At 37.5% G+C, this 20,356-nt stretch carries 27 protein-coding genes and 1 pseudogene; 16 read left to right on the forward strand and 12 right to left on the reverse strand.

Translation table 11 applies throughout. The annotated features are described in order from the left end of the window. Positions 1–45 precede the first annotated feature (45 nt). The gene (locus LCP48_RS10285) at positions 46–597 is read left to right on the forward strand and encodes a DUF1697 domain-containing protein (protein WP_225340920.1); all 552 of its coding nucleotides are present in this window, start codon (positions 46–48) and stop codon (positions 595–597) included. A gap of 35 nt (positions 598–632) precedes the next feature. After that, on the forward strand, positions 633–845 hold the full coding sequence (locus LCP48_RS10290) for a hypothetical protein (protein ID WP_225340921.1): 213 nt from the start codon (positions 633–635) through the stop codon (positions 843–845). 45 nt (positions 846–890) lie between these two features. On the opposite strand, the gene LCP48_RS10295 is transcribed toward LCP48_RS10290, so the two are convergent. Both LCP48_RS10295 and LCP48_RS10300 read right to left on the reverse strand, forming a co-directional pair. Beyond that, positions 891–1,082, reverse strand: a complete 192-nt coding sequence (locus LCP48_RS10295; protein WP_216486888.1) for a hypothetical protein — start codon at positions 1,080–1,082, stop codon at positions 891–893. A 130-nt stretch (positions 1,083–1,212) separates the two neighbouring features. After that, complete coding sequence (locus LCP48_RS10300; RefSeq protein ID WP_216486886.1) at positions 1,213–1,770, reverse strand: carbon monoxide dehydrogenase; 558 nt, start codon at positions 1,768–1,770, stop codon at positions 1,213–1,215. A 176-nt stretch (positions 1,771–1,946) separates the two neighbouring features. Between LCP48_RS10300 and LCP48_RS10305 the strand changes: the two genes are divergently transcribed. Then, a complete protein-coding gene (locus LCP48_RS10305; RefSeq protein ID WP_004228582.1) occupies positions 1,947–2,747 on the forward strand; it encodes an SDR family NAD(P)-dependent oxidoreductase in 801 nt (266 codons plus the stop codon). Positions 2,748–2,811: 64 nt separating this feature from the next. Here the strand turns inward: LCP48_RS10305 and LCP48_RS10310 are convergent, their stop codons facing one another. Beyond that, complete coding sequence (locus tag LCP48_RS10310) at positions 2,812–3,315, reverse strand: DinB family protein (RefSeq protein WP_004228581.1); 504 nt, start codon at positions 3,313–3,315, stop codon at positions 2,812–2,814. A gap of 468 nt (positions 3,316–3,783) precedes the next feature. On the opposite strand from LCP48_RS10310, the pseudogene LCP48_RS10315 reads away from it, so the two are divergent. Next, positions 3,784–5,346 (forward strand): annotated as a pseudogene (locus LCP48_RS10315) (IS1182 family transposase); the annotation flags it as partial. A 101-nt stretch (positions 5,347–5,447) separates the two neighbouring features. Here LCP48_RS10315 and LCP48_RS10320 read toward each other — a convergent pair. Further along, positions 5,448–6,320, reverse strand: a complete 873-nt coding sequence (locus LCP48_RS10320) for a DMT family transporter (protein ID WP_009371094.1) — start codon at positions 6,318–6,320, stop codon at positions 5,448–5,450. A gap of 213 nt (positions 6,321–6,533) precedes the next feature. On the opposite strand from LCP48_RS10320, the gene LCP48_RS10325 reads away from it, so the two are divergent. Then, positions 6,534–6,950, forward strand: coding sequence for a GNAT family N-acetyltransferase (locus LCP48_RS10325; RefSeq protein ID WP_004228579.1), 417 nt, complete (start codon positions 6,534–6,536; stop codon positions 6,948–6,950). 418 nt (positions 6,951–7,368) lie between these two features. Here the strand turns inward: LCP48_RS10325 and LCP48_RS10330 are convergent, their stop codons facing one another. Together LCP48_RS10330 and LCP48_RS10335 are read right to left on the reverse strand one after the other, a co-directional pair. Further along, the gene (locus LCP48_RS10330) at positions 7,369–7,818 is read right to left on the reverse strand and encodes a DinB family protein (protein WP_004228578.1); all 450 of its coding nucleotides are present in this window, start codon (positions 7,816–7,818) and stop codon (positions 7,369–7,371) included. A gap of 128 nt (positions 7,819–7,946) precedes the next feature. Next, complete coding sequence (locus LCP48_RS10335) at positions 7,947–8,492, reverse strand: DUF7010 family protein (RefSeq protein ID WP_004228576.1); 546 nt, start codon at positions 8,490–8,492, stop codon at positions 7,947–7,949. Positions 8,493–8,861: 369 nt separating this feature from the next. Between LCP48_RS10335 and LCP48_RS10340 the strand changes: the two genes are divergently transcribed. After that, complete coding sequence (locus LCP48_RS10340) at positions 8,862–9,011, forward strand: TetR family transcriptional regulator (protein WP_225340922.1); 150 nt, start codon at positions 8,862–8,864, stop codon at positions 9,009–9,011. Here the strand turns inward: LCP48_RS10340 and LCP48_RS10345 are convergent. The 3 genes from LCP48_RS10345 to LCP48_RS10355 form a co-directional block, all read right to left on the reverse strand. Further along, a complete protein-coding gene (locus LCP48_RS10345; protein WP_004228574.1) occupies positions 8,979–9,389 on the reverse strand; it encodes a hypothetical protein in 411 nt (136 codons plus the stop codon). The two genes, LCP48_RS10340 and LCP48_RS10345, sit on opposite strands and share 33 nt — an antisense overlap. An 89-nt stretch (positions 9,390–9,478) precedes the next feature. Continuing rightward, entirely contained in the window at positions 9,479–9,670 is a 192-nt protein-coding gene (locus LCP48_RS10350) for a hypothetical protein (protein ID WP_009371097.1), read from the reverse strand. A gap of 37 nt (positions 9,671–9,707) precedes the next feature. Next, positions 9,708–10,241: an HXXEE domain-containing protein gene (locus tag LCP48_RS10355; RefSeq protein ID WP_225340923.1), complete on the reverse strand. Its 534-nt coding sequence runs from the start codon at positions 10,239–10,241 to the stop codon at positions 9,708–9,710. A gap of 604 nt (positions 10,242–10,845) precedes the next feature. Here LCP48_RS10355 and LCP48_RS10360 point away from each other — a divergent pair. After that, positions 10,846–12,618, forward strand: a complete 1,773-nt coding sequence (locus tag LCP48_RS10360; RefSeq protein ID WP_225340924.1) for an oleate hydratase — start codon at positions 10,846–10,848, stop codon at positions 12,616–12,618. A gap of 187 nt (positions 12,619–12,805) precedes the next feature. Here LCP48_RS10360 and LCP48_RS10365 read toward each other — a convergent pair whose 3' ends face one another. Then, the gene (locus LCP48_RS10365; RefSeq protein WP_004228553.1) at positions 12,806–13,267 is read right to left on the reverse strand and encodes a GNAT family N-acetyltransferase; all 462 of its coding nucleotides are present in this window, start codon (positions 13,265–13,267) and stop codon (positions 12,806–12,808) included. 78 nt (positions 13,268–13,345) lie between these two features. On the opposite strand from LCP48_RS10365, the gene LCP48_RS10370 reads away from it, so the two are divergent. From LCP48_RS10370 to LCP48_RS10395, 6 genes are all read left to right on the forward strand, one after another. After that, positions 13,346–13,741 carry a pyrimidine dimer DNA glycosylase/endonuclease V gene (locus tag LCP48_RS10370; protein WP_004228549.1) on the forward strand — a complete coding sequence of 132 codons (396 nt, stop codon included), beginning with the start codon at positions 13,346–13,348 and terminating at the stop codon, positions 13,739–13,741. 15 nt (positions 13,742–13,756) lie between these two features. Then, complete coding sequence (locus tag LCP48_RS10375) at positions 13,757–14,380, forward strand: HAD family hydrolase (RefSeq protein ID WP_004228548.1); 624 nt, start codon at positions 13,757–13,759, stop codon at positions 14,378–14,380. A 400-nt stretch (positions 14,381–14,780) separates the two neighbouring features. Next, entirely contained in the window at positions 14,781–15,101 is a 321-nt protein-coding gene (locus LCP48_RS10380; protein ID WP_004228545.1) for a PadR family transcriptional regulator, read from the forward strand. 56 nt (positions 15,102–15,157) lie between these two features. Next, positions 15,158–15,499, forward strand: coding sequence for a DUF1048 domain-containing protein (locus tag LCP48_RS10385; protein ID WP_004228543.1), 342 nt, complete (start codon positions 15,158–15,160; stop codon positions 15,497–15,499). 161 nt (positions 15,500–15,660) lie between these two features. After that, positions 15,661–16,422 carry an ABC transporter ATP-binding protein gene (locus tag LCP48_RS10390; protein WP_004228541.1) on the forward strand — a complete coding sequence of 254 codons (762 nt, stop codon included), beginning with the start codon at positions 15,661–15,663 and terminating at the stop codon, positions 16,420–16,422. Continuing rightward, entirely contained in the window at positions 16,423–17,172 is a 750-nt protein-coding gene (locus tag LCP48_RS10395) for an ABC transporter permease (protein WP_225340925.1), read from the forward strand. Between the two features lie 102 nt (positions 17,173–17,274). On the opposite strand, the gene LCP48_RS10400 is transcribed toward LCP48_RS10395, so the two are convergent. Together LCP48_RS10400 and LCP48_RS10405 are read right to left on the reverse strand one after the other, a co-directional pair. Then, positions 17,275–17,511: a DUF362 domain-containing protein gene (locus LCP48_RS10400; protein WP_009371104.1), complete on the reverse strand. Its 237-nt coding sequence runs from the start codon at positions 17,509–17,511 to the stop codon at positions 17,275–17,277. 11 nt (positions 17,512–17,522) lie between these two features. Then, positions 17,523–18,032: a YwhD family protein gene (locus tag LCP48_RS10405; protein WP_004228535.1), complete on the reverse strand. Its 510-nt coding sequence runs from the start codon at positions 18,030–18,032 to the stop codon at positions 17,523–17,525. Positions 18,033–18,622: 590 nt separating this feature from the next. On the opposite strand from LCP48_RS10405, the gene LCP48_RS10410 reads away from it, so the two are divergent. The 3 genes from LCP48_RS10410 (at position 18,623) to LCP48_RS10420 (ending at position 20,236) form a co-directional block, all read left to right on the forward strand. Further along, on the forward strand, positions 18,623–18,973 hold the full coding sequence (locus LCP48_RS10410) for a PadR family transcriptional regulator (RefSeq protein ID WP_004228532.1): 351 nt from the start codon (positions 18,623–18,625) through the stop codon (positions 18,971–18,973). After that, positions 18,960–19,958 carry an HAAS signaling domain-containing protein gene (locus tag LCP48_RS10415; RefSeq protein ID WP_004228530.1) on the forward strand — a complete coding sequence of 333 codons (999 nt, stop codon included), beginning with the start codon at positions 18,960–18,962 and terminating at the stop codon, positions 19,956–19,958. The genes LCP48_RS10410 and LCP48_RS10415 overlap by 14 nt, the downstream gene beginning before the upstream one ends. Positions 19,959–20,098: 140 nt before the next feature. Beyond that, positions 20,099–20,236: a hypothetical protein gene (locus LCP48_RS10420; RefSeq protein WP_004228528.1), complete on the forward strand. Its 138-nt coding sequence runs from the start codon at positions 20,099–20,101 to the stop codon at positions 20,234–20,236. Positions 20,237–20,356 lie beyond the last annotated feature (120 nt).

Genomic DNA, 20,356 nt, shown 5'->3' on the forward strand with positions numbered 1-20,356 from the left:
CCCTAATTATTGCTATACTATAGATAACAGGAAAGGTGGAAGCGAATGACTAAATACGTAGCACTTTTAAGAGGTATTAATGTAGGTGGGCACAATAAATTAAAAATGGCTGAATTGAGAGACGCGCTGCAACCACTGGGGCTCCAAAACATTCGGACATATATTCAAAGTGGCAATATCCTGTTTGAATCGAATGAATCAGAAGAATTTTTGCAACGGCAAATTCAAGAGACCATCCAAAGTACCTTCACTATCACGAATACAGTAATTATCCGTACAGCTGAAGAATTCCGCTCTATTGTGAACAATTGTCCTTTCTCAGAACAAGACTTAGCAGATGCAAGTGCTACAGCTACAGGGGAAAGTCTCCATGTTGCACTGCTTTCAACAGTTCCAACTGAAGAGAACGGTGCTAAGTTATTACAGTATGTAAGTGAAAAAGAGCGCTGCATTATCAAGGGGAGAGATGTCTATCTTTTATTTTACGATAGCATTCGCAATGCCAAACTTAGTCAACAACTGCATAAGCTAGAGGTGCCTGCTACAGTTCGCAATTGGAAAACGATGATGAAGCTTAAGACGATGATTGATGAGTAGGGAAAATCATTTTTTCTAAAAGGAGGCATGTTTAGATGAGACGGGATCAAGTAGGTTATTTTATTTATCCTTTTTTGTACTTCATTGTTAGAACGGTGAATCAATGGAGGAAGCATGAGCCGATTGCATGGGGAGAAAATATAACGATGATTGTCATCACAATGGTCTTCATCTATTTCTTTGTTTGGATGTGGAATTGGTCCAAAAAGCCGTATCAATGGGGAAAGAAGAATAAGAAAGAAACATAAAGCAAGAGAGCAAATTTCATTATTGAAATGATGCTCTCTTGTTTTTTACTTGAACTTTTCAGGTTTTGTAGCTTTAATAGAGGCAATTTCTCCACATTGCGTACAGACAGTGAAAATAAGGGGTGAACCTGTGGAAAAGATGGTATTCACGGGTCTTAAAGCAGCATAGCCATCTAATTTCCCTTCAGAAAAAGATTGACCCTCACAGGCTTTACAACTATAAGTATTTGTTTCCATATTCTCACCTCGTAATGTAAGTTTAAGGAAATGATAGCATAGAAAAAACTACAGCGATATGCATCACTGTAGCTCAGAATTGGTTAATACCCTTTGAGGTTTTCTAAAGTATTATAGCATAACAACATATTCATTGTATAGATGAAGGAAAATATATAGATGTTGCGACTTCGTTTGACTTTATCGAATTGGCTATTTGAACGAAAAGATTGGGTGTTTCCTGATTCGTGCTATCTTTATAAATGCCGAGAAGATAATGTAAATTGCTTTCTTCAAAGACAAAGAAGTTAAAAAGCAGCTGCTCAAAATAAATTCCCTGACGACCATCTTGCAGTATATATGCTTTTCCTGAAAAGCTCACTTTCGGTTTGAATAGGTCGAACATTTTAAAAATATGCTGTTTCATTTCGTTATGAACATAGAGAATGTTAAGTGAATCATACATGCCATAGTGATGATCTTTGTAAAATCGACCAAACTTATGTGTGATGGAAAACGGGGGTAAAACAGTTGGGAGTTTAACCTTACTATAATGCTGTTCAAATTCCTTCACAGCCGCTTCAACTGATTGAGAGCCAGCTTCATCAAATTTTCCCTCAAAAGTGGGTGGCTGAGGATGCGCACTTGCATGTTCCGTGGTTTGGTAAAATAAAAAAATACATAGTGAAAAAGTAATTTTCTTTAGCATTTGCTTGCACGTCCTTATTTAAATAGCACTTTATAGAAGTATTTCGATTCAGGATGAAAATATACGTGTTTACATTTAGAGATATTAGTTTAAAAATAAATAGTTTAATGTTAAACTATTTTACGTTAGGAGAGCTGATTTGCTCTTTTTCGTGTGAGTTGAAGGAGGAATTGAAAATGAATCGAGTAAAAAATAAAGTGGCATTAGTGACAGGTGGAGCTTCTGGTATTGGTTTATCAGCAGCTAGCTTGTTAGCAAAAGAGGGCGCAAAAGTAGTCATTGCTGATTTTAATGTAGAGGGTGCTAAAGAAGCAGCAGCAAATTTAGTCAATGATGGGTATGAGGCGGCAGCCGTTTTCCTTGATGCAGGGGATGCTTCCTCCATTGAAGCGGCCGTGAACTTCACTGTAGAACGATATGGCTCCTTAACGGTGCTCTTTAATAATGTTGGTCTAACTAACCTGAAGAAAGATTTAGATGTATTAAATATTGATTTAGATGAGTGGGACCGCTTAGTCAATGTGAATTTAAAATCTATATTACTAGGAAGTCGTTTTGCCATTCCATATATGCAAAAAGCTGGTGGGGGCTCAATTATTAATACGGCTTCTATGGCTGCGTTCGCCAGTGACCAAATTCGTACAGCCTATGGGGCAACAAAAGCAGGTGTGGTGAATATGACAAGAAACATTGCCACACAATTTGGGAAGGATCATATCCGTTGTAATGCGGTTGCACCAGGTCTTATTTTAACACCTGCCGCGAAAAACAATATGCCAGAAGAAATGCTGGCAATTTATGCGAAATTTAATGCGCTACCATATCATGGAGAAGCGGATGATATTGGCCATGCAGTTGTATTTTTAGCCTCTGACGAATCAAAATTTATGACGGGCCAAACACTGCAAATTGAAGGCGGACATTACCTCGCTAACCCAACCATTGCTGATACTAATAACTGGCTAGCATCTTTATAGTTAATAAATAAAAGAGGTTGTCTTAAAAAATAGACAACCTCTTTATTATTTGGCACAAGCTTAGCTACATTTGAGGAGCTTCCAACCCAAACTGAGCCCATTCCTCTTTCGCTGGACCATAAATACCTGGAACAGTTAAACCAGCCTGACGCATCAGAACCGTCATTTGACCGCGATGATGACCTTGATGCTGTAGTAAAAATAATAACAGGGAACCATTGGGCATTTGTTGACCAATAAATTCAATCGTTTCAGTCATTGTCTTGTCAGTCCATTGCGATTGTATCGCTTCCACAAAGGCTTCACTCGCTTGGTGATAGCCATCTGCAATGAACTGAGCAGAAGTAGGAACTGGAGAATCCTTTGCTGGGGCTTCAAACGCTAAATTCGAATTCGAGGTAATAATTCGAATTGCAGTAACCGTGTGCCAAGCAATGCGTCCTAAAGTCCAGTTTTCGGGAGTGATTGCCTGATGTAGCGATTCATCTGTAAGGTGATTAAGTAATTTTTGCGTAGCAGCGGCTTCAAATGCCCAAGACTGTAAAAAATGATCGATTGTTTGAAACATGAAATCCCTCCAAAAATAGCCTATGATGTATTATTTTCCTATGCTCCTAAAAGAAAAGCAAGATAAAGCACTGCATAAAGGGGAAGGGCAATAGAGAGCAGGATGTACATGCTCCATTCACCAATCGATAATTTTCGTTGCCACCTCGTTAATTTTAGCTGTCGACAATAAATCATACTAGCAAGTAAAAAAATTAATAAAGTAAAATCCTTTAAGTTATCTAAAAAGATGTTCAGAATATCAACTCCTTTAGGCATTGGCAATATATGTGTCAACAAGACGTTCAATGACCATAAGCTGAGCCAACATAAAAAGAGGCTGGGACAAAACCCACCTCTAAATTAAAAAGCCTGTGAAATTTTACAATCAGTAAAATTTCACAGGCTTTAAATTTTTTCATAAAAAATAAGGATCACTTCTGATAAAATTAAGTCACCACAACAAAATTATACAGAAAGAAGGATCCTTATGTTTAAAAATTATAACATGAATCAATTAGTTTTGCCTTTAGATTTAGAAGTAACAATACAAAAAAGTGATATCTCCTTCCATGTCCACCATTTAGTTGAAAGTATCCCGTCAGAAGCGTTTGAACCATTTCTTCGAAATGAGGGCTGTCCCGCCTACCATCCACGCATGATGCTTAAAATTATCTTATGTGCTTATACACAATCTGTCTTCTCAGGGCGTAAAATTGAAGCCCTATTAAAAGATAGTCTTCGGATGATGTGGCTAGCTCAAGGGTATGAACCAAGCTATCGCACGATCAACCGTTTCCGTGTTCAACCAGAAATGAAAGAGTTGATCCGCCAATGTTTCGTCCAATTCCGTTGCCAGTTGGTCCAAGAAGAATTAATTGATCAGGAAGCTATTTTTATTGATGGAACAAAGATCGAAGCCAATGCGAACAAATTTACTTTCGTGTGGAAAAAATCCATCGAGAAATATCATAACGGATTAATTGAAAAATCAAACCAGTTATATGATGAGCTACTCGAGAAAGAAATCATACCCGAAATTGAACGCGAAAATGTAGAAGAATTAGCAGTAGAAGAACTCGCCCAGATGGTAGAGAAAGTAGACGAAGTGATTTCTGAGTATGATCAAAAAATAGAGGATTCATCGGATGTAGCTGAGCGAAAAGCTTTAAGAGCCGAACGGAAATTCCCAAAGCACGCTCGCAAACAATTAATCGACTATATTGTACGTAAACTAAAATATCAAAAAGACTTTGAAATCTTTGGCATGCGAAATAGTTATTCCAAGACGGACTCAGATGCCACATTTATGCGAATGAAGGATGACTATATGAACAATGGTCAATTGAAAGCAGGTTATAACATCCAAGTCGCAACAGAAGGTCAATATGTGCTTGCCTACAGTATCTATTCGAATCCAACGGATACACGTACCTTAATCCCGTTTTTAGATGAAATCGAACAACATTATTTTGATTTACCAAAACACATCGTCGCAGATGCTGGATATGGCAGCGAACAAAATTATGATGATATTCTTTTGAATCGTAAACGAGAAGCCTTAATTACGTATAACTTGTATTTAAAAGAACAAAAGAAAAAGTATAAACAAAACGAATTCAATACAGCCTACTGGGATTATGATGAAGAAAATGATCAATACACTTGTCCGAACCAACAACACCTTGTATTTAAATATCGTACCATGAAAACGGATCAATATGAATTTACGCGAGAGTTTAAGGTATACGAATGTGAAGACTGTTCCGGATGCCCATTCCGTTCATTATGTACAAAAGCAAAAGAAGGAAATAATCGTAAGTTACTAGTGAATGAGAAGTGGGAACAGCAAAAAGAATATGTAAGAACAACGCTTTCAGAAGAAAAAACGAGTACCATTTATCGTCAACGCAAAATTGACGTGGAACCAGTTTTTGGATTCTTGAAGGCTAATTTGGGTTTCACTCGATTTTCTGTACGAGGGAAATCGAGGGTAGGAAATGAAATGGGGCTCGCATTACTGGCCGTGAATTTAAGAAAGTTCACAGCCAGTAAGTATGGAGACGGCATAAAAAATAGAGAAATCCTAATTTGAATTCATTCAAATTAGGATTTCTCATTTATTGAAGCTAGTTATGTCCCAGCCTCTTCGATTTATTCGTCTCGAATGACAATAAAAACGCCACTAAAAATTAATAGGGAGCCTATCCAAAAGGAAAGCCCAATCGTCTCTCCCAATAAGAGCCAGCCTAAAAAGGTGCCAACAATCGGTTGAAAGAAGAAAAATAAGCCGCCACTAGACGCATTCATTAGTTGAAGCCCTTTATTCCACAATAAAAACCCACCGGCTGTTGAGATAATGCCTAAGTAAAGCAAGCCACCTGAAATGGTCGGCTGTAAAACACTTGCCAGATCTAAATTGTTTAGCCTTGGAAGGACAAAAGGGGTCAATAGCATCACGGCAATCATAGATGTATAGGTTGTGACAACAATTTGTGAGTAATCGCTTGGTACCTTTTTGACGAATACCGACATCAATGCCCACGTTAAGGCAGCAAGCAGTAAATAGAGTCCGCCTAATTGCTGTGTCACATCGATTTGACCATTGCCTACAACGATTCCAACACCAATCGTGGCAAGAGCGATGGACAAGCATTTTTTCAGCGTAATACTTTCTTTTAAAATCAAACGGGCGAAGACAACCATAAAAGCAGGGGTTGTAGCAGTAATAATTGCTCCCATCTGCGCGGTGGATAGCATTGTGCCCATTTCCTGTGTCACAATTGAAATCGTGTTCCCAATAAGGCCAACAAGAAAAATGATCAGCCAATCTTTTTTAGCTATTTTCCAGGATTGCCTCATCATGATCCCAATGATCCCGAGTGCAATCACCGCAATCAGATAGCGCATCCAAACAAGCTCTAATGGTGGCACAACCTCCACCACTACTTTAACAACTACATACATGGCACCCCAAATACTCGCAGCAAGCGATAAACAGATGGCACCGATTATTAGATTTCTCATGTTTTTTTCCTCCGTTTTCATAGATACCTATGCCCTTAACGGAGAAAAAGCGCTTCTACCGTTAAGGAAGAAGAATTGCTGGTACGTCCTGTTCAAATAATGGAGCAAACATCATAATTATCCCACCATCCTCAAATCATTTTTTATTAGTATAATAGAGTAAACATCGTTTTCATAGAGAGATTTCATGAAAGCAAATAGAGGAGGATGAAAATGGTAATAATTCAATACAAGATGGAAGAGAAGGATTTGCCAGTATTAAAGGAAGTCTATCAATCTGTTGGGTGGAGGAAACATGATGAACAGATTATCAAACAAGTTTTCGATGCAAGCACACATCAAGTATTCGCCGTGGTAGATGGAAAAATAGTGGGCTTTGCTAGAGCTTTGTCAGATGGCGTATTTAATGCCGCCATTTACGATGTGGTTGTGCATCAAGCCTATCAAGGTACAGGGATTGCTCGTTTACTGCTAGAGGATATGATCGTACAGTTAAGGGAGGTATCCTGCATTCAGTTAATTGCCACAACAGGGAATGAACCGTTTTATGCAAAAATGGGCTTTAGAAAATTGAAAACGGGTATGGCCATCTATAAAAATCAACAACTAGCTCAAGAATATTTGGATTAAAGGAAATGGTCGGAAACCCACAAATGGTTTCCGACCTTACGATTTCACGCCATTATTTTTAGACTGGATGAAATAGCTGTTAGTTGATACCTGCTTATAGTGCCCTATATTCCACTCATTCAGGTTGATTAAATCCTTAAGGAATTTGGGGACAGGGCAATTCCAATCTACATTTACTATTGTTAGTGGGAAATGTAGCTGTAAGTATATGAACTGAATCCAAACCAGCATCCTCCACTACAAACTCCATCCATAATTGATATGGTTTTCTGAATGTCGAGAGCTTATGTGATAAACAGTTATACAGGTCTATATGTGCTCTCTTCGTATCTTCAAACCATAATGTACGGAAATAACGCCTTTTCCCACTACTGTTCCTCCATTTAAAAAGCTATTCCTTTCATTACTTTGCCCTTTATTAAAATAATGGCTTTGGCAATCCATTAAGATGCGCGATAACGGAGATTTGCCCAACATGGTAAGCTTCATGTGAGTAAACATGATGAAACAACCAATTAAGTGTAGAGACGGAAGGTGGCGTCCAACTATCAGAAAACTTCGGCACCTCGACTAATTCATTGAGCTGCGATTCGTCTAATGTATGTAGAATGTCATCCGTATAATTTCTAATTTGAATATAGGAATCTAGTATTTCCTTGGGCGAACAATTATCGTGAAGGTTTAACATACAAGGTTTCCTAAGTCCAATTTCATTCACCCAATAGTCTTCGCTACTTGATAAATGAGATATAATCCATGCGACATTATTTGGATAAAAATCAGATGTCTTAAACCAAAATGCCTCATCAAGTGTGCTTAGGTAAGGGATTAACGTTTTCCTAAGATCATTACGATATGGAAATAGCACATCTATACATCCTTTCATTTATTAATAGGTTTGTTGTAAAGGAACAAGTATGGGATAGGAAATGAATACTTTATTTCTCAAGTTGAAGGAGGTCTGGAATATTAAAAAAATCACCTAGAGGAAGGTGATTAAATCGGATTGACTTTAAGTTCTCTTAGAATTAAAAGCACGCCCATTCCATACACAATAGAAATGGCTAAAGGTACAAGTGTGAAGGCTTGATCGACAAAGAAGCCACCTAAAATCAAAGCAGAAAAGCAAACGCCTAAAGTCACAAATAAATAAGCCTTACTTTTATAAATCCATATGTATGGCAGAAAATGAGAGCCTGCAAGTAAACCTATTGTAAAGGGAAGGTATTCAGGTATGTTCATATACACAATGATAAATACAGGTATGTAAAAAGCTTGAGGAGCGGCAACAATTCCTCCTAACGTCCCTAAAGGATTGCCAGTAGCGTTTAAATTAATCCCAAGAATTTTACTAATGCCAAAACCGATAGGGAAAATGGCACCTAAGCCAAATATCCAAATTAAACGTACAGCTTCAATTGGTAAAAATAAGGGCATTAGAGTAAAAAGTAAAAAGACAACCGCACCAGAAAGTAAAATGGGAAAACCCTTCTTTACTTCACCAATCATTTCCTTTTGTAAATCTTCCAGTGTTTTATCCATCAACGCACCATCCTTCATAAAATAAATAGAATATAACCTATAATATACCAGTATATTTCTATTTTTACCACAGATGATTTTAAATGGATTTTTTTGTAAAGATTGCGATGAAGAAGACCAAGATGATTATTAAATTTGTTGATTAGTGAAAGAAAATCATTTCTTTCATCTTTCTTACGTTATAAATACCTATGGAGATTTGACCATATTGATTTTGGAATTGGAAAATGAAATGGTCGTCACCTTCTATCTATAGAATAGTTTTTACCATTAACAAAAAGGCCATCTACCCAATCATCAAGCATGTTTAAAGGTTACTCGCTTTTTTTGTGTCTCAATGTTAGCATTGTAGAATATTGGAGGTATTATATGGGACGAGATAAAAAATTTTCTGAACAAGACCTTTGGCATCATACACATCAGCTTTTGCTATCTGTTGGATATCAAGGGTTTACAATGAGCTTGCTTGCACAAAGTATTGGCGTATTAAGGGCCGCAATTTATAAACATAATCGATAAGCCTAACGGTAAGTTGCCTTTGCAAATATTGATCCAAATAACACTCGTTACGCCTGTTGGGAGTGCAACCGCTAAGACAAAACCAACAGTCAACAAATGGTCATCAAACAAAACGGTGGATAAGAAATATGCCCATAAAGGCATCAAGAGATGAAGAAAAAGGATGGAGAATAAAATGAGTATTGGATGCTTCATGAAAATTTTTACATCTTTAAATTTCATATGTAAGCTTCCTGAGAATGTCATAAAGGCAAATAGCCAGGAGACAAGGAATAATAAATGATGTCCAATGCTTTCTAAGAATACACCTACAATTAAGCTTAATGGGGTCAGGATCGCAATGTATTTTTGGAGAAATACATTCAGTTTTTCTAACATACAAAGACCTTCTTTTTTTATCTGATTTTATCATTTTATTATAATCGTAGGTAAATTTACCGTAAAAAAAAGCAGAAGATTTACTCCTGCTAAGAATTTACATGTTTTTTATCGGTTTCTTTAGTAAACGGCATCCATACGATGCCTACGATCAATAAAATATTACCTGTCCACCTAACCCATAAGTAATAAGGATGGTCTTTTAAAAAGTACAACGAGGCTAGGATAATAAGCATCCCAATACCAATCATCCATTTTAAATAAATCGGAGTTTTTGCCATTCTACTGCCTCCTTTCTGTCTTTTCATGAACATGTATCTATATCACTCTTTTTCCTATCCAATGCGCAGTAAAGACAATAGGGAAAAATAGTATGCCAAAAGGCAGGCTTAGCAAAACGATATGCCAAGTAAGGATGCCACTAGTAAACAAAGATTTAAATAAAATAATGCTATAAGGAATAATAATGATGGCTGATGTTATCGCTCCTGGTGTGATAGAGCGAAATAATAGCGATTGTCCAATATGGGTAAAAGCATGGATAAAGAAAACAAGTGTGACAGCTGTGAATAAATAAATAGTAAAAGCGATTCCGTTTAGAAAATAGTAGTTAGCCAGAATGGTAGAGAGACTGACAAACAAAAAGATAAATAATACAGCAACAGCAAATTGTGCGGTACTCATTGAAAATTGTTTTACCACTTTATCGGCTATTTTTTGGGGTAATCTTTCATACAGCTTATGACGATTATTTTGAAACCATTTCTCTACCATAATAATTTCTTCAAAATCGTGGATAATAAATAAAATAGGAAACAACCAAATTAGTGTTTGTACATTCAACCATTCCATATGAATACCTCTCTCCTTATCACTATGCTGGAAGTGTTACTAAAAATACCATATTTATATAATATATGTTAATAATAACATATTAGAAAAAGTTGTAAGCTAAGATTCTTTTATTATTGAATCTAATTATTAAGAAATCGGGTATGAAACTGTTAGTGAAATCGATAAACGTAATAGACTAAACGAGGAGCCATTCACGTTATGAAGGAAAGCAAATTAAAATCGTCAAGTAGAAAGAGGCTGAGCGCTATTGTTAGCTAAAATTACGGGGAATTTTAAACGAGGTAACGAGAAATTGGCTAAACATCAAAAAGGGAATGAAGGTTAAAAAAGATTTATTGAGATAATAATTATGCAAAGCGAATAGTAACATATTGAATTGGTTTTTCCTTTTTAAGGCAGGCGTTAAGGGGGTTAGTACGATTATTTACTGTACGGTTCTCTTTTATAAAAATACAAGCACTTGCTTTGTCCAATGAGAAGGGGAGATAAATTAACGCACAATTAGCGGATTTGAATTTTTTGTTAATTATTAGCTCATTTTACCATTTAGCCGATAACCTATGATATTCTATATTAGAATAATAAATTTGGAGGCGGTAATATGTATTACAGTAATGGTAACTATGAAGCTTTCGCACGTCCTAAAAAACCTGAGGGAGTCGATGAAAAATCTGCTTATCTGATTGGCTCAGGTCTAGCCTCACTGTCAGCAGCATGTTTTTTAATTCGTGATGGCCAAATGAAAGGTGAGAACATTCATATTCTTGAAGAGTTAGATATTTCAGGAGGAAGTCTAGATGGCATACTTAATCCGACGAGAGGGTTTATTATTCGCGGTGGACGAGAAATGGAAGATCATTTTGAATGCTTATGGGATTTATTCCGTTCCATTCCCTCGTTAGAAGTAGAAAATGCTTCCGTTTTAGATGAATTTTATTGGCTTAATAAAGAGGATCCTAATTATTCAAAATGTCGATTAATGAAGGATAGAGGCCAAAGACTTGAGGATGATGGCAAGTTCACTTTATCAGACAAATCCTCAGAAGAAATGATTAAATTATTCTTTACGCCTGAGGAAAAATTAGAGGACAAAAAAATCACAGATGTTTTCTCAGATGAATTTTTTGAATCGAATTTTTGGCTCTATTGGTCCACAATGTTTGCGTTTGAAAAATGGCATTCTGCGATGGAAATGCGTCGTTATATTATGCGTTTCATTCATCATATTGGCGGATTACCAGATTTATCGGCCTTAAAATTTACAAAGTATAATCAGTATGAATCGCTCGTGCTGCCAATGATTAAATACTTAGAAAGTCATGATGTTGATTTCCAATATAATACGGTTGTAGAAAATGTTTTAGTTGATAAGGTAGGAGACAAAAAAGTAGCTCATACATTGGTGTTACGAAAAGATGGTGTGAAAAAGAATATTGAACTAACAGAAAATGAGTTAGTGTTTGTGACAAATGGTAGTATTACAGAAAGTACAACATACGGGGATAATAATACGCCAGCCCCTATCAATAAAGATTTAGGTGGCAGCTGGTCCCTGTGGAAAAATATCGCTGCCCAAGGTGAAGAGTTTGGTCGACCAGAAAAGTTCTGCGATAATCTACCAGAGGAAAGCTGGTTTGTTTCCGCTACCCTGACAACATTAGATGATCGTGTGGCTCCATATATTGAAAAAATTAGTAAAAGGGACCCATACGCTGGTAAGGTCGTAACAGGAGGGATTGTTACAGCTACTGATTCTAATTGGATGCTAAGCTATACATTGAACCGACAACCTCACTTTAAAAATCAACCAAAGGACCAATTAGTTGTTTGGATTTATGGCTTACTATCAAACAAGCCAGGTGATTTTATTAAAAAAAGTATTACGGAATGTACAGGCATTGAGATTGCACAAGAGTGGTTATACCATATGGGTGTACCAGTGGATGAAATTCCAGACATTGCACAAAATTCTTGCAATACGATTCCATGCTATATGCCTTACATCACTTCTTATTTCATGCCAAGAGCAATGGGTGATCGTCCACTTGTTGTGCCAGAAGGATCAGCTAATTTAGCCTTTATTGGCAACTTCAGCGAAACCGCAAGAGATACAGTCTTTACTACTGAATATTCCGTAAGAACGGCGATGGAGGCAGTCTATCAACTATTAACGATTGACCGAGGTGTGCCAGAGGTGTTTGCGTCTGCCTTTGATGTTCGCACATTATTAGCATCAACGGCTCGTTTGCTGGATGGTAAAAAACTAACAGATATTGAAGCACCATTTATCTTAAAGCAAATCGGTAAATTGGGTATTCATAAAACAAAGGATACAATCATTTATGATTTACTGAAAGAAAGTAAACTAATATAGTGTTGAAAAAGAGACAAAGCAGTTTGAGGGGCTTTGTCTCTTTTTTTTATAGCCAGTCTTTTACATAGGCAAGTAAACCGATCAACGCACCTAACCCCATGCCAATAAAGACAGGCACGACGAGGTTGGCTTTCTTGTGTACGGTTTTCATTTCTTCCATTGAAATCCCTTCTTTCTCATCACATACTTAAAATTCTAAGCGCATCGTCTGGTTCGTATCCTTGAACCCGTGTTTTTCATATAAGGATTTAGCGCCTTTATTTTCAGTCAATACATTTAACTCCAGATAGTCCAAGTGACGATAGGCTGCCCATTTTTTCGCTTCATCTAATAAAGCAGACCCAATTCCTTTGTTTTGGTAATGCTTGCCAACAATCACATCCACAATAAAAGCATATTTGTGTTCAACCAAGCAAGTATAGGGTGGGGTCGTTGTTTCTTGAATTAGCAAAAAGCCTACTACTTCGTTCTCGAATGTTGCGATTAAAATATCTGAATCATCTTCAATGATCGTAAACCTGATAAAGTTGGCATCTTGTTTGGCAGGTTTGATATATTTAGGTTGAAGAATCGACATCTCAAAAAAAAGCTCTTGGTATAAACGTTCAATTTGCGGAATTTCATCGAGCGTTGCAGTTTTTATTTCCATACTATCCCTCCGTCAGTTTTAGCATCATAGTAAGTAATATTTTACATTAATGGTTGATTAATAGAAAGGGGAAGGCACATGAGGTTATGGCATATAGATTTAATTGCGTATCTACCAAAGGGACAACTATTGTCGCAGTGGAGAGAGCTAAATAGCATATTTGCGAAAGAGGATCAGCATATACTGATTAATTATATATACGAATACCCGAAAGAAGACTTGTATTTGTATACCGAAAAAGTCATGGATGAAATGAAGAAGCGGGGTTACCAAATTCGAACCTTCGAAAAAAAGAATAACTACTTTAAGGGTTTAGGCCCAGTAAAGGATAGGAGACCCTTTCAACAGCATCATAATCAGGAATATCTTGAAATATGTTTTTATAATTTAAAGGAGAAATTTATAAGAGGCCAGAAGGATTATGAAGAGGAAATGTATCAGCAATTATGCGCATATATAAATAACGTGCTTTAACTAGGAGGGGTATACATGTTAAGAGCGATTATATTTGATGTAGATGGAACGATTTTGGATACAGAGCAAGCGATTTTACAGTCATTGCAAAGAACCTTACGAAAAGAAACACAAAAGGATTATCCGTTTGAAGCATTACGATTTGCTTTAGGCATCCCAGGAAAAGATGCATTGCAGAGGCTCAACGTGGATGACATAGAGGCTGTGCATCAGAAATGGTCTGCGGCTGTGCTGGATTTTTCACATGAAGTGGCTGTTTTCAAAAGTCTAGAGGAAGTTATTCAGCACCTTGCAACAAAGCCACTACAATTAGGGATTGTCACTTCTAAAACAGCGCAAGAGGTAGTGGATGAGTTTGAGCCGTTTGGGTTAAGTGAGTATTTCCAGCATATTGTAAGTGCCAGTGATACGGAAAAGCATAAACCACACCCAGAGCCGCTGTTAAAATGTCTGGACGCATTACAGGTAGCACCAGAAGAGGCCATCTATATTGGTGATTCTATCTATGATTTCCAATGCGCAAAGCAAGCAGGCGCCAAATTTGCCCTTGCCCATTGGGGAGCTAAATCCACCATTGGCTTTGAGGAGGCAGATTACGTTTTTTATGAGCCAAAGGATATTTTAGCAATCGTTAAGTAGCATGAAAAATAGAAGATGGTGTCCTATATTTCACACCATCTTTGCCTATGAGGAAGGTAAATAGTTAAAAAGGTTAAGACAGTTAAATTCCCAATATCTACAATCACATGGGATAAGATATTGAACGTAAATAAATGGCTCACCTGATATGGATAAGTACAGTCGCTTCATAAGAATGTGAAAACTTAATGAAAGAACATGGAGTTGCGTAGGCAGCTCTTTTTTTCTTTCTTGAGTAGTGGCATCAAAAAATTTATAAGAAAAATAATTGACACTCGAACTACTCGGTGCTACTATGTAGTTGTAATAAGTATTACTTGATAGCTCTCAAAAGCGAAAAAAATTTACCTAAGTACTAAGTTATACAGAATAGTGAAGCAAAAAAGAGGTGGTTCTGCATATGGAAAATTTAACGGAGATGCTGAAGGGGTCTTTGGAAGGCTGCGTACTGGAAATCATTAGCCGTCATGAAACCTATGGATACGAAATTACCCGACGCCTGAACGAGTTAGGGTTCACTGAAGTCGTGGAAGGGACGGTCTACACCATCCTCGTGCGTTTAGAGAAAAAAAAACTGGTGAATATTCAAAAGAAACCATCAGATATGGGACCGCCCCGCAAGTTTTACTCACTTAATGAGGCTGGACGTGACGAACTAAAATTATTTTGGGAAAAATGGGATTTTATCTCGTCAAAAATCAATGCGCTTAAGTCTTTTTAGTTTCATATGATAATGCGTCTGATCTTTAGCTTGATAATACAAAGGAGGAAAATAACGTGATCGAATTGTTCAAAAAAATGATGGGTGATAAAAAAGAGTACAAGATGATGATGGCACGGGTCGAACAGCTGCCAGAGGATTACCAGTTTGTATTTAAAAAAATTCAAAACTACATGTGGAATTTCACAGTGGGCAATGGGATGGATATGCTGCACATGCAATATGAATTGATCGAGTTGTTCGAAGCTGGGGCAGCGGAAGGCAGACAAGTGCTGGCAATCACTGGCGAAGATGTAGCGTCTTTTGCTGATGAGCTAGTGGCAAACGCAAAAACCTATATCGCCAAGTACCGTGAAGATTTAAACCAAAGCATTTTGAATCGATTAGGAAAAAAATAAATGGATCAGTAATACCGACTGAATAGCTACTTTCATTGTTGCCTTCGCTATTCAGTTTTAATTTCATACGGTACTAAGTTATACAGGTTATCAGTTAGACTTAGTAGTTAAGAAAGGGCAATCTACTCTGCAAAGAGATTTTTAAAAAGGGAGGAAAAAGGATGAGCAAAAATGCGATTTCTGTAAAAGGGTTAAAAAAATCTTTTAAAGAAAAGGAAGTTTTAAAGGGAGTGGATTTTGAGGTGCGGCGTGGCGAAATTTTCGCATTGTTAGGCTCAAATGGAGCAGGAAAAACGACGATAATCAATATTCTCTCCACACTGATGAAGGCTGATGGTGGCAAAGTAGCGATTTGCGGTTTTGATGTCCAGCACCAACCAGATCATGTTCGTCAGAGCATCAGCCTGACAGGGCAGTTCGCCACTTTAGACGGTATGCTCACAGGGCGGGAAAACCTGATTATGATTGCCAAGTTGCGAGGGGTTTCCAATCCCGCTCAAACCGCAGACAATCTACTCGCAAGATTCAGCCTGACAGATGCGGGCAATCGTCGAGCAGACAATTTTTCTGGCGGGATGCGGCGCCGACTTGACATCGCCATGAGCATAATTGGGACGCCAGCAGTTATTTTTCTAGACGAACCAACGACAGGGCTTGACCCTGAAGCACGCATGGAAGTCTGGGAAACAGTCAAGGAGCTTGCAGATGGTGGCACGACCATTTTGCTAACGACCCAATACCTGGAGGAAGCCGAACAACTGGCGGATCGTATTGCCATCCTACATGAAGGAAAAATGATAACGACTGGTACTCTGATAGAACTTAAAGAGATGTTCCCGCCAGCAAAAGTAGAGTACATTGAGAAGCAGCCAACATTGGAGGACATTTTCCTCGCCATCATTGGCAAAAAGGAGGAGATTTAAATGAAGAGTAAAACAGGGGTATTGCTAGGGCGTTTAATGCGTAACATTATGCGCAGCCCTGATACAATAATCACGGTGGCGATTACGCCAATTATCATGATGCTACTATTTGTCTACGTATTTGGTGGCGCAATAGACACAGGTACAGCCAACTACGTTAATTATTTATTGCCAGGAATCTTATTGATGGCCATTGCATCGGGCTGCGCTTACACTTCCGCGCGGCTGTTTACAGATAGAAAGAGTGGGCTGATGGCACGTTTTATCGCCATGCCCATCAAGCGGTCGTCTGTATTGTGGGCTAACGTGTTGGCCTCGCTTATTTCCAACGCGCTTACTGTTGTAGTCGTTATCCTTGTTGCGTTCTTGATGGGTTTCCGTTCTAGTACGGATCTCTTGGATTGGTTTGCGGTAGCTGGCATACTAGGGCTGTTTACGCTAGCACTGACATGGTTGGCAGTCATTCCTGGATTAGCAGCAGGGTCTATGGAGGGGGCAACAGCCTATTCGTACCCGCTGATTTTCCTACCCTTTATCAGTTCGGCCTTTGTTCCCACGGAAACCATGCCTAAAATTATCCGTGCGTTTGCTGAGAACCAGCCCGTTACCTCAATCGTCAATGCAATTCGCGCCCTCTTATATGAAGGCTCTGTGAGTAATGATATCTGGCCCGCTCTTATGTGGTGCATCGGCATCATAGTCATCGCATATTTTTTCGCCATTAAACAATTTAAACGCCAGTTAGGCTAAATTCGTCATTATCAAATAAGCCATACGAACAAGTCGATTTCTTATTGTATAGGAAATCGACTTGTTCTTCCTTCTATTCAATTTATAGAGATAAAGACAATGCTAATTTCGAAAATGATTTCGTGCTAGCAGGGTAGCTGACTGATATTCAGAAGGCAACTCGTCCTCAAAATAAATCGCTTCTACTGGACAAACTAATTCACAAGCTCCACAATCAATGCAAAGGTCTGGATCAATTACATATTGGGTATCTGTCATAACAATGCAATTTACTGGACAAACATCCAAACAGATAGCCGCTTTTTCATCCCTGCATAATTCTGTAATTACAAATGCCATTATAAATCCTCCTATACAGACAACTGGTGTTTTAATTCTTCGGGTGAGTGTTTCCAATACGCTTCATTAAATTCAGATAAAAACTGAAAAAGTAGCTTTTTTGAATGACTATCCATATGCTGCAAGAGAAATTTCCCTTTCAGTGCCTTATCTAAAAAATTTACCTGCTCTGGCAAAGATTTATAGCCAAGCTTAATACGACGTTCTTCTTTTGATACCCGTACTTCACTTGCGGTACATCCCGCATAATAGGGGCCATTTTGATTAACCTGAATCGCTACCCAAACTATCCAATAACGATAATAATCGCTACTAGCATGAGCTAGATCAGGTGAAAAACGAACTTTTTTTTCAATTTTACTTCGTCCGTGTAAGGCTTCTAAATCTATAAACACGTGCTCTTTTTCACAATCTATAATAATTGACGTTACATTATTTAGATCAAGGGTACCTACTCCGTAACCTCCATCTCCGTCAGTTGAATCGTTACTTAAAATTGTAAAATGCATTTTCTCTTTCATAGAAGTCACCTCGACACATTTGTATTTCCTTATTAATAAATAGTTAATCGGTCTGAACATACAGTTTTTGCTCATAGCAAAACGCATAAAAAAACATCACTGTACGCTACGTTGTACAAGATGTTCTACCTGTTGGTAATTTTTCAAGTACAAATCTAACAAACACATTACGTATAGTTTTTATAAATTAAGATACTTGAACGTTTTAGTAGTAATTTTTTTCTATACGTAATGGTTGTCTAGGATTTTTCCTCATACTTTTATCGTTAAAAAGTATAAATACAATATAACGTCTAACATCAATGATTGTCTTCAGACTAATGTCTGAAATGTTATGTATTGGAAATTTGACGATAATACAGTGATTGGACCTTTAATTAACGGAACGTGGTTGCTATCAATTTTGCCCTTTCTTTTTAATTGGTAGAAAGCAAGTATCTGTAAAAGAGACAAAGACTCCTGTGTTGAAAAACAGCTTTTTTTCTATAAAGGAAAATAAAATTGCTTGTTGTTGTAACAACAATAGTGTACGATACATAGTATAAGTTATACAGTGTATGTCATATAGTAAGTGAAATTGAGGTGAGTAAATGAGTACGTTACTGAATTCATTAATGACAGAACTTAGGAGAGGAACACTGACATTAGCAGTTTTAAGCCAATTACGAACACCGCAGTATGGATATTCACTTGTTCAATTATTAGAAGATTCGGGCATTAACATCGATCAAAGTACCTTATATCCATTGCTTCGCCGTTTAGAAAAACAAGAGTTAGTGACAAGTAGCTGGGATACCTCTGAGAGTAGACCCCGCAAGTATTATGTATTAAGTGAATATGGATTAGACGTCTTTTTGCAATTGAAACGAGAATGGATTAATAATTCAAAAGAACTTTATGAGCTACTAAAAGGAGATGAGGATAGAGATGAATCTGACTGAAATTTATATTCAAGAAGTCACGCGGAGGCTGCCTGAAAAAAATCGTGAGGATATTGCACTTGAGTTACAATCAACCATTGAGGATATGCTGCCTGATGATTACAATGAGCATGATGTAAAGGAAGTGCTGGAAAAGTTAGGGAATCCAGCGGCGTTAGCGAGTGGTTATCGTGATCAACCAATGCATTTAATTGGCCCTCGCTATTTTGATGTATACCTCTCGCTACTAAAAATGATTATGCCCATTGCCGCTGTTATTGCGGTCATCTCCCTGATTGCTGAATATTTTATTGGATTTGGTGGGGAAGAAGCAGTTATGAATGTTGTCCTCAATATGATGGGTGCAGGAATATGGAGAATCATTGAAGTAGGCATACATGTCTTTTTCTGGCTAACACTTGTATTCGTCATTTTGGAACGAACAGATAAAGGAAAAGAGCAGCATCCATTATCAGCAAGTCTTAAAAAATGGACTCCTGAGGATTTGAAAACCGTCATTTATATTCCGAAGAAAAAAGCAATTCCCAAGCTTGAAGTATTTGGCTATTTAATGTGGACGGCCATTTGGGCAACACTATATTTTTATGCAAATCATCTTTTAGGTATATATGAAGGTGGTGGAGAGGGTCTCAAGTTCGTAACCCCAGCTTTAAATCAGGATGTTTTACTTCGTTATTGGCCCATTGTGATCGTTGTCATTGCTCTCGAAATTGGGTTAGCTCTCTACAAACTACTGAAAGGGCAATGGACGAAAAAGGTGGCAATCTTTAATACAATTGTGGAGCTTTTCGCAACCGTTGTATTCATTGTGATAGTAAGTAATCCGAATTTAATGAACCAAGAAAGTATCGCATACATGAGTAATTTATTTACCACATCTACTAAGCAATTTGAAATATGGCTAATTGGCGGCATAATCATTATATTTATTGTATCTGCGGCAATCAGTATATTCGACGGCTTCCGCAAGGCTCGAATTCGTTAATTCATCGTTGTTTAGCATTCAATTAGCACGCAACCATGGATACTTTACTTAAAGATGGCCTCCATATAGAGCCATCTTTTTCTTTTGAAATCTATGTAGGATGAAGTGAAATGACATAAATAAACAGTGGGGGAATTAAAATGGATTTACTAATTGGAATAGCAATTGTACTAATTGTGTTTTTCTCTTCAAGCATAATAGAGAGAAAGTTAAAATCGATTGAAAGGCAAAACAATCGCATAATAGAAATACTAGAAGAAATAAGAGATAGGAAATAAATAGAGTCGTCTACGAACAGCGAAGTTTAGTATAACGATGAAATACCCATCAAAGTAAGACACAAAATCTAGCTTTGACGGGGTGCTTTTATGATTACATCTACCATAGATGAAAAAAAA

Origin of the sequence: Lysinibacillus capsici (assembly GCF_020217405.1) — a bacterium.
Classification (GTDB): Bacteria; Bacillota; Bacilli; order Bacillales_A; family Planococcaceae; genus Lysinibacillus; species Lysinibacillus capsici.

Coding starts and splice junctions, on each gene's coding strand:
- LCP48_RS10370 (WP_004228549.1), top strand. CDS start 13,346: ATGAGGTTATGGCATATAGATTTAATTGCGTATCTACCAAAGGGACAA.
- LCP48_RS10395 (WP_225340925.1), top strand. CDS start 16,423: ATGAAGAGTAAAACAGGGGTATTGCTAGGGCGTTTAATGCGTAACATT.
- LCP48_RS10285 (WP_225340920.1), top strand. CDS start 46: ATGACTAAATACGTAGCACTTTTAAGAGGTATTAATGTAGGTGGGCAC.
- LCP48_RS10350 (WP_009371097.1), bottom strand. CDS start 9,670: ATGGCAAAAACTCCGATTTATTTAAAATGGATGATTGGTATTGGGATG.
- LCP48_RS10420 (WP_004228528.1), top strand. CDS start 20,099: ATGGATTTACTAATTGGAATAGCAATTGTACTAATTGTGTTTTTCTCT.
- LCP48_RS10355 (WP_225340923.1), bottom strand. CDS start 10,241: ATGGAATGGTTGAATGTACAAACACTAATTTGGTTGTTTCCTATTTTA.
- LCP48_RS10310 (WP_004228581.1), bottom strand. CDS start 3,315: ATGTTTCAAACAATCGATCATTTTTTACAGTCTTGGGCATTTGAAGCC.
- LCP48_RS10300 (WP_216486886.1), bottom strand. CDS start 1,770: ATGCTAAAGAAAATTACTTTTTCACTATGTATTTTTTTATTTTACCAA.
- LCP48_RS10325 (WP_004228579.1), top strand. CDS start 6,534: ATGGTAATAATTCAATACAAGATGGAAGAGAAGGATTTGCCAGTATTA.
- LCP48_RS10360 (WP_225340924.1), top strand. CDS start 10,846: ATGTATTACAGTAATGGTAACTATGAAGCTTTCGCACGTCCTAAAAAA.
- LCP48_RS10415 (WP_004228530.1), top strand. CDS start 18,960: ATGAATCTGACTGAAATTTATATTCAAGAAGTCACGCGGAGGCTGCCT.
- LCP48_RS10345 (WP_004228574.1), bottom strand. CDS start 9,389: ATGTTAGAAAAACTGAATGTATTTCTCCAAAAATACATTGCGATCCTG.
- LCP48_RS10410 (WP_004228532.1), top strand. CDS start 18,623: ATGAGTACGTTACTGAATTCATTAATGACAGAACTTAGGAGAGGAACA.
- LCP48_RS10335 (WP_004228576.1), bottom strand. CDS start 8,492: ATGGATAAAACACTGGAAGATTTACAAAAGGAAATGATTGGTGAAGTA.
- LCP48_RS10290 (WP_225340921.1), top strand. CDS start 633: ATGAGACGGGATCAAGTAGGTTATTTTATTTATCCTTTTTTGTACTTC.
- LCP48_RS10295 (WP_216486888.1), bottom strand. CDS start 1,082: ATGGAAACAAATACTTATAGTTGTAAAGCCTGTGAGGGTCAATCTTTT.
- LCP48_RS10380 (WP_004228545.1), top strand. CDS start 14,781: ATGGAAAATTTAACGGAGATGCTGAAGGGGTCTTTGGAAGGCTGCGTA.
- LCP48_RS10305 (WP_004228582.1), top strand. CDS start 1,947: ATGAATCGAGTAAAAAATAAAGTGGCATTAGTGACAGGTGGAGCTTCT.
- LCP48_RS10365 (WP_004228553.1), bottom strand. CDS start 13,267: ATGGAAATAAAAACTGCAACGCTCGATGAAATTCCGCAAATTGAACGT.
- LCP48_RS10320 (WP_009371094.1), bottom strand. CDS start 6,320: ATGAGAAATCTAATAATCGGTGCCATCTGTTTATCGCTTGCTGCGAGT.
- LCP48_RS10340 (WP_225340922.1), top strand. CDS start 8,862: ATGGGACGAGATAAAAAATTTTCTGAACAAGACCTTTGGCATCATACA.
- LCP48_RS10390 (WP_004228541.1), top strand. CDS start 15,661: ATGAGCAAAAATGCGATTTCTGTAAAAGGGTTAAAAAAATCTTTTAAA.
- LCP48_RS10400 (WP_009371104.1), bottom strand. CDS start 17,511: ATGGCATTTGTAATTACAGAATTATGCAGGGATGAAAAAGCGGCTATC.
- LCP48_RS10375 (WP_004228548.1), top strand. CDS start 13,757: ATGTTAAGAGCGATTATATTTGATGTAGATGGAACGATTTTGGATACA.
- LCP48_RS10405 (WP_004228535.1), bottom strand. CDS start 18,032: ATGAAAGAGAAAATGCATTTTACAATTTTAAGTAACGATTCAACTGAC.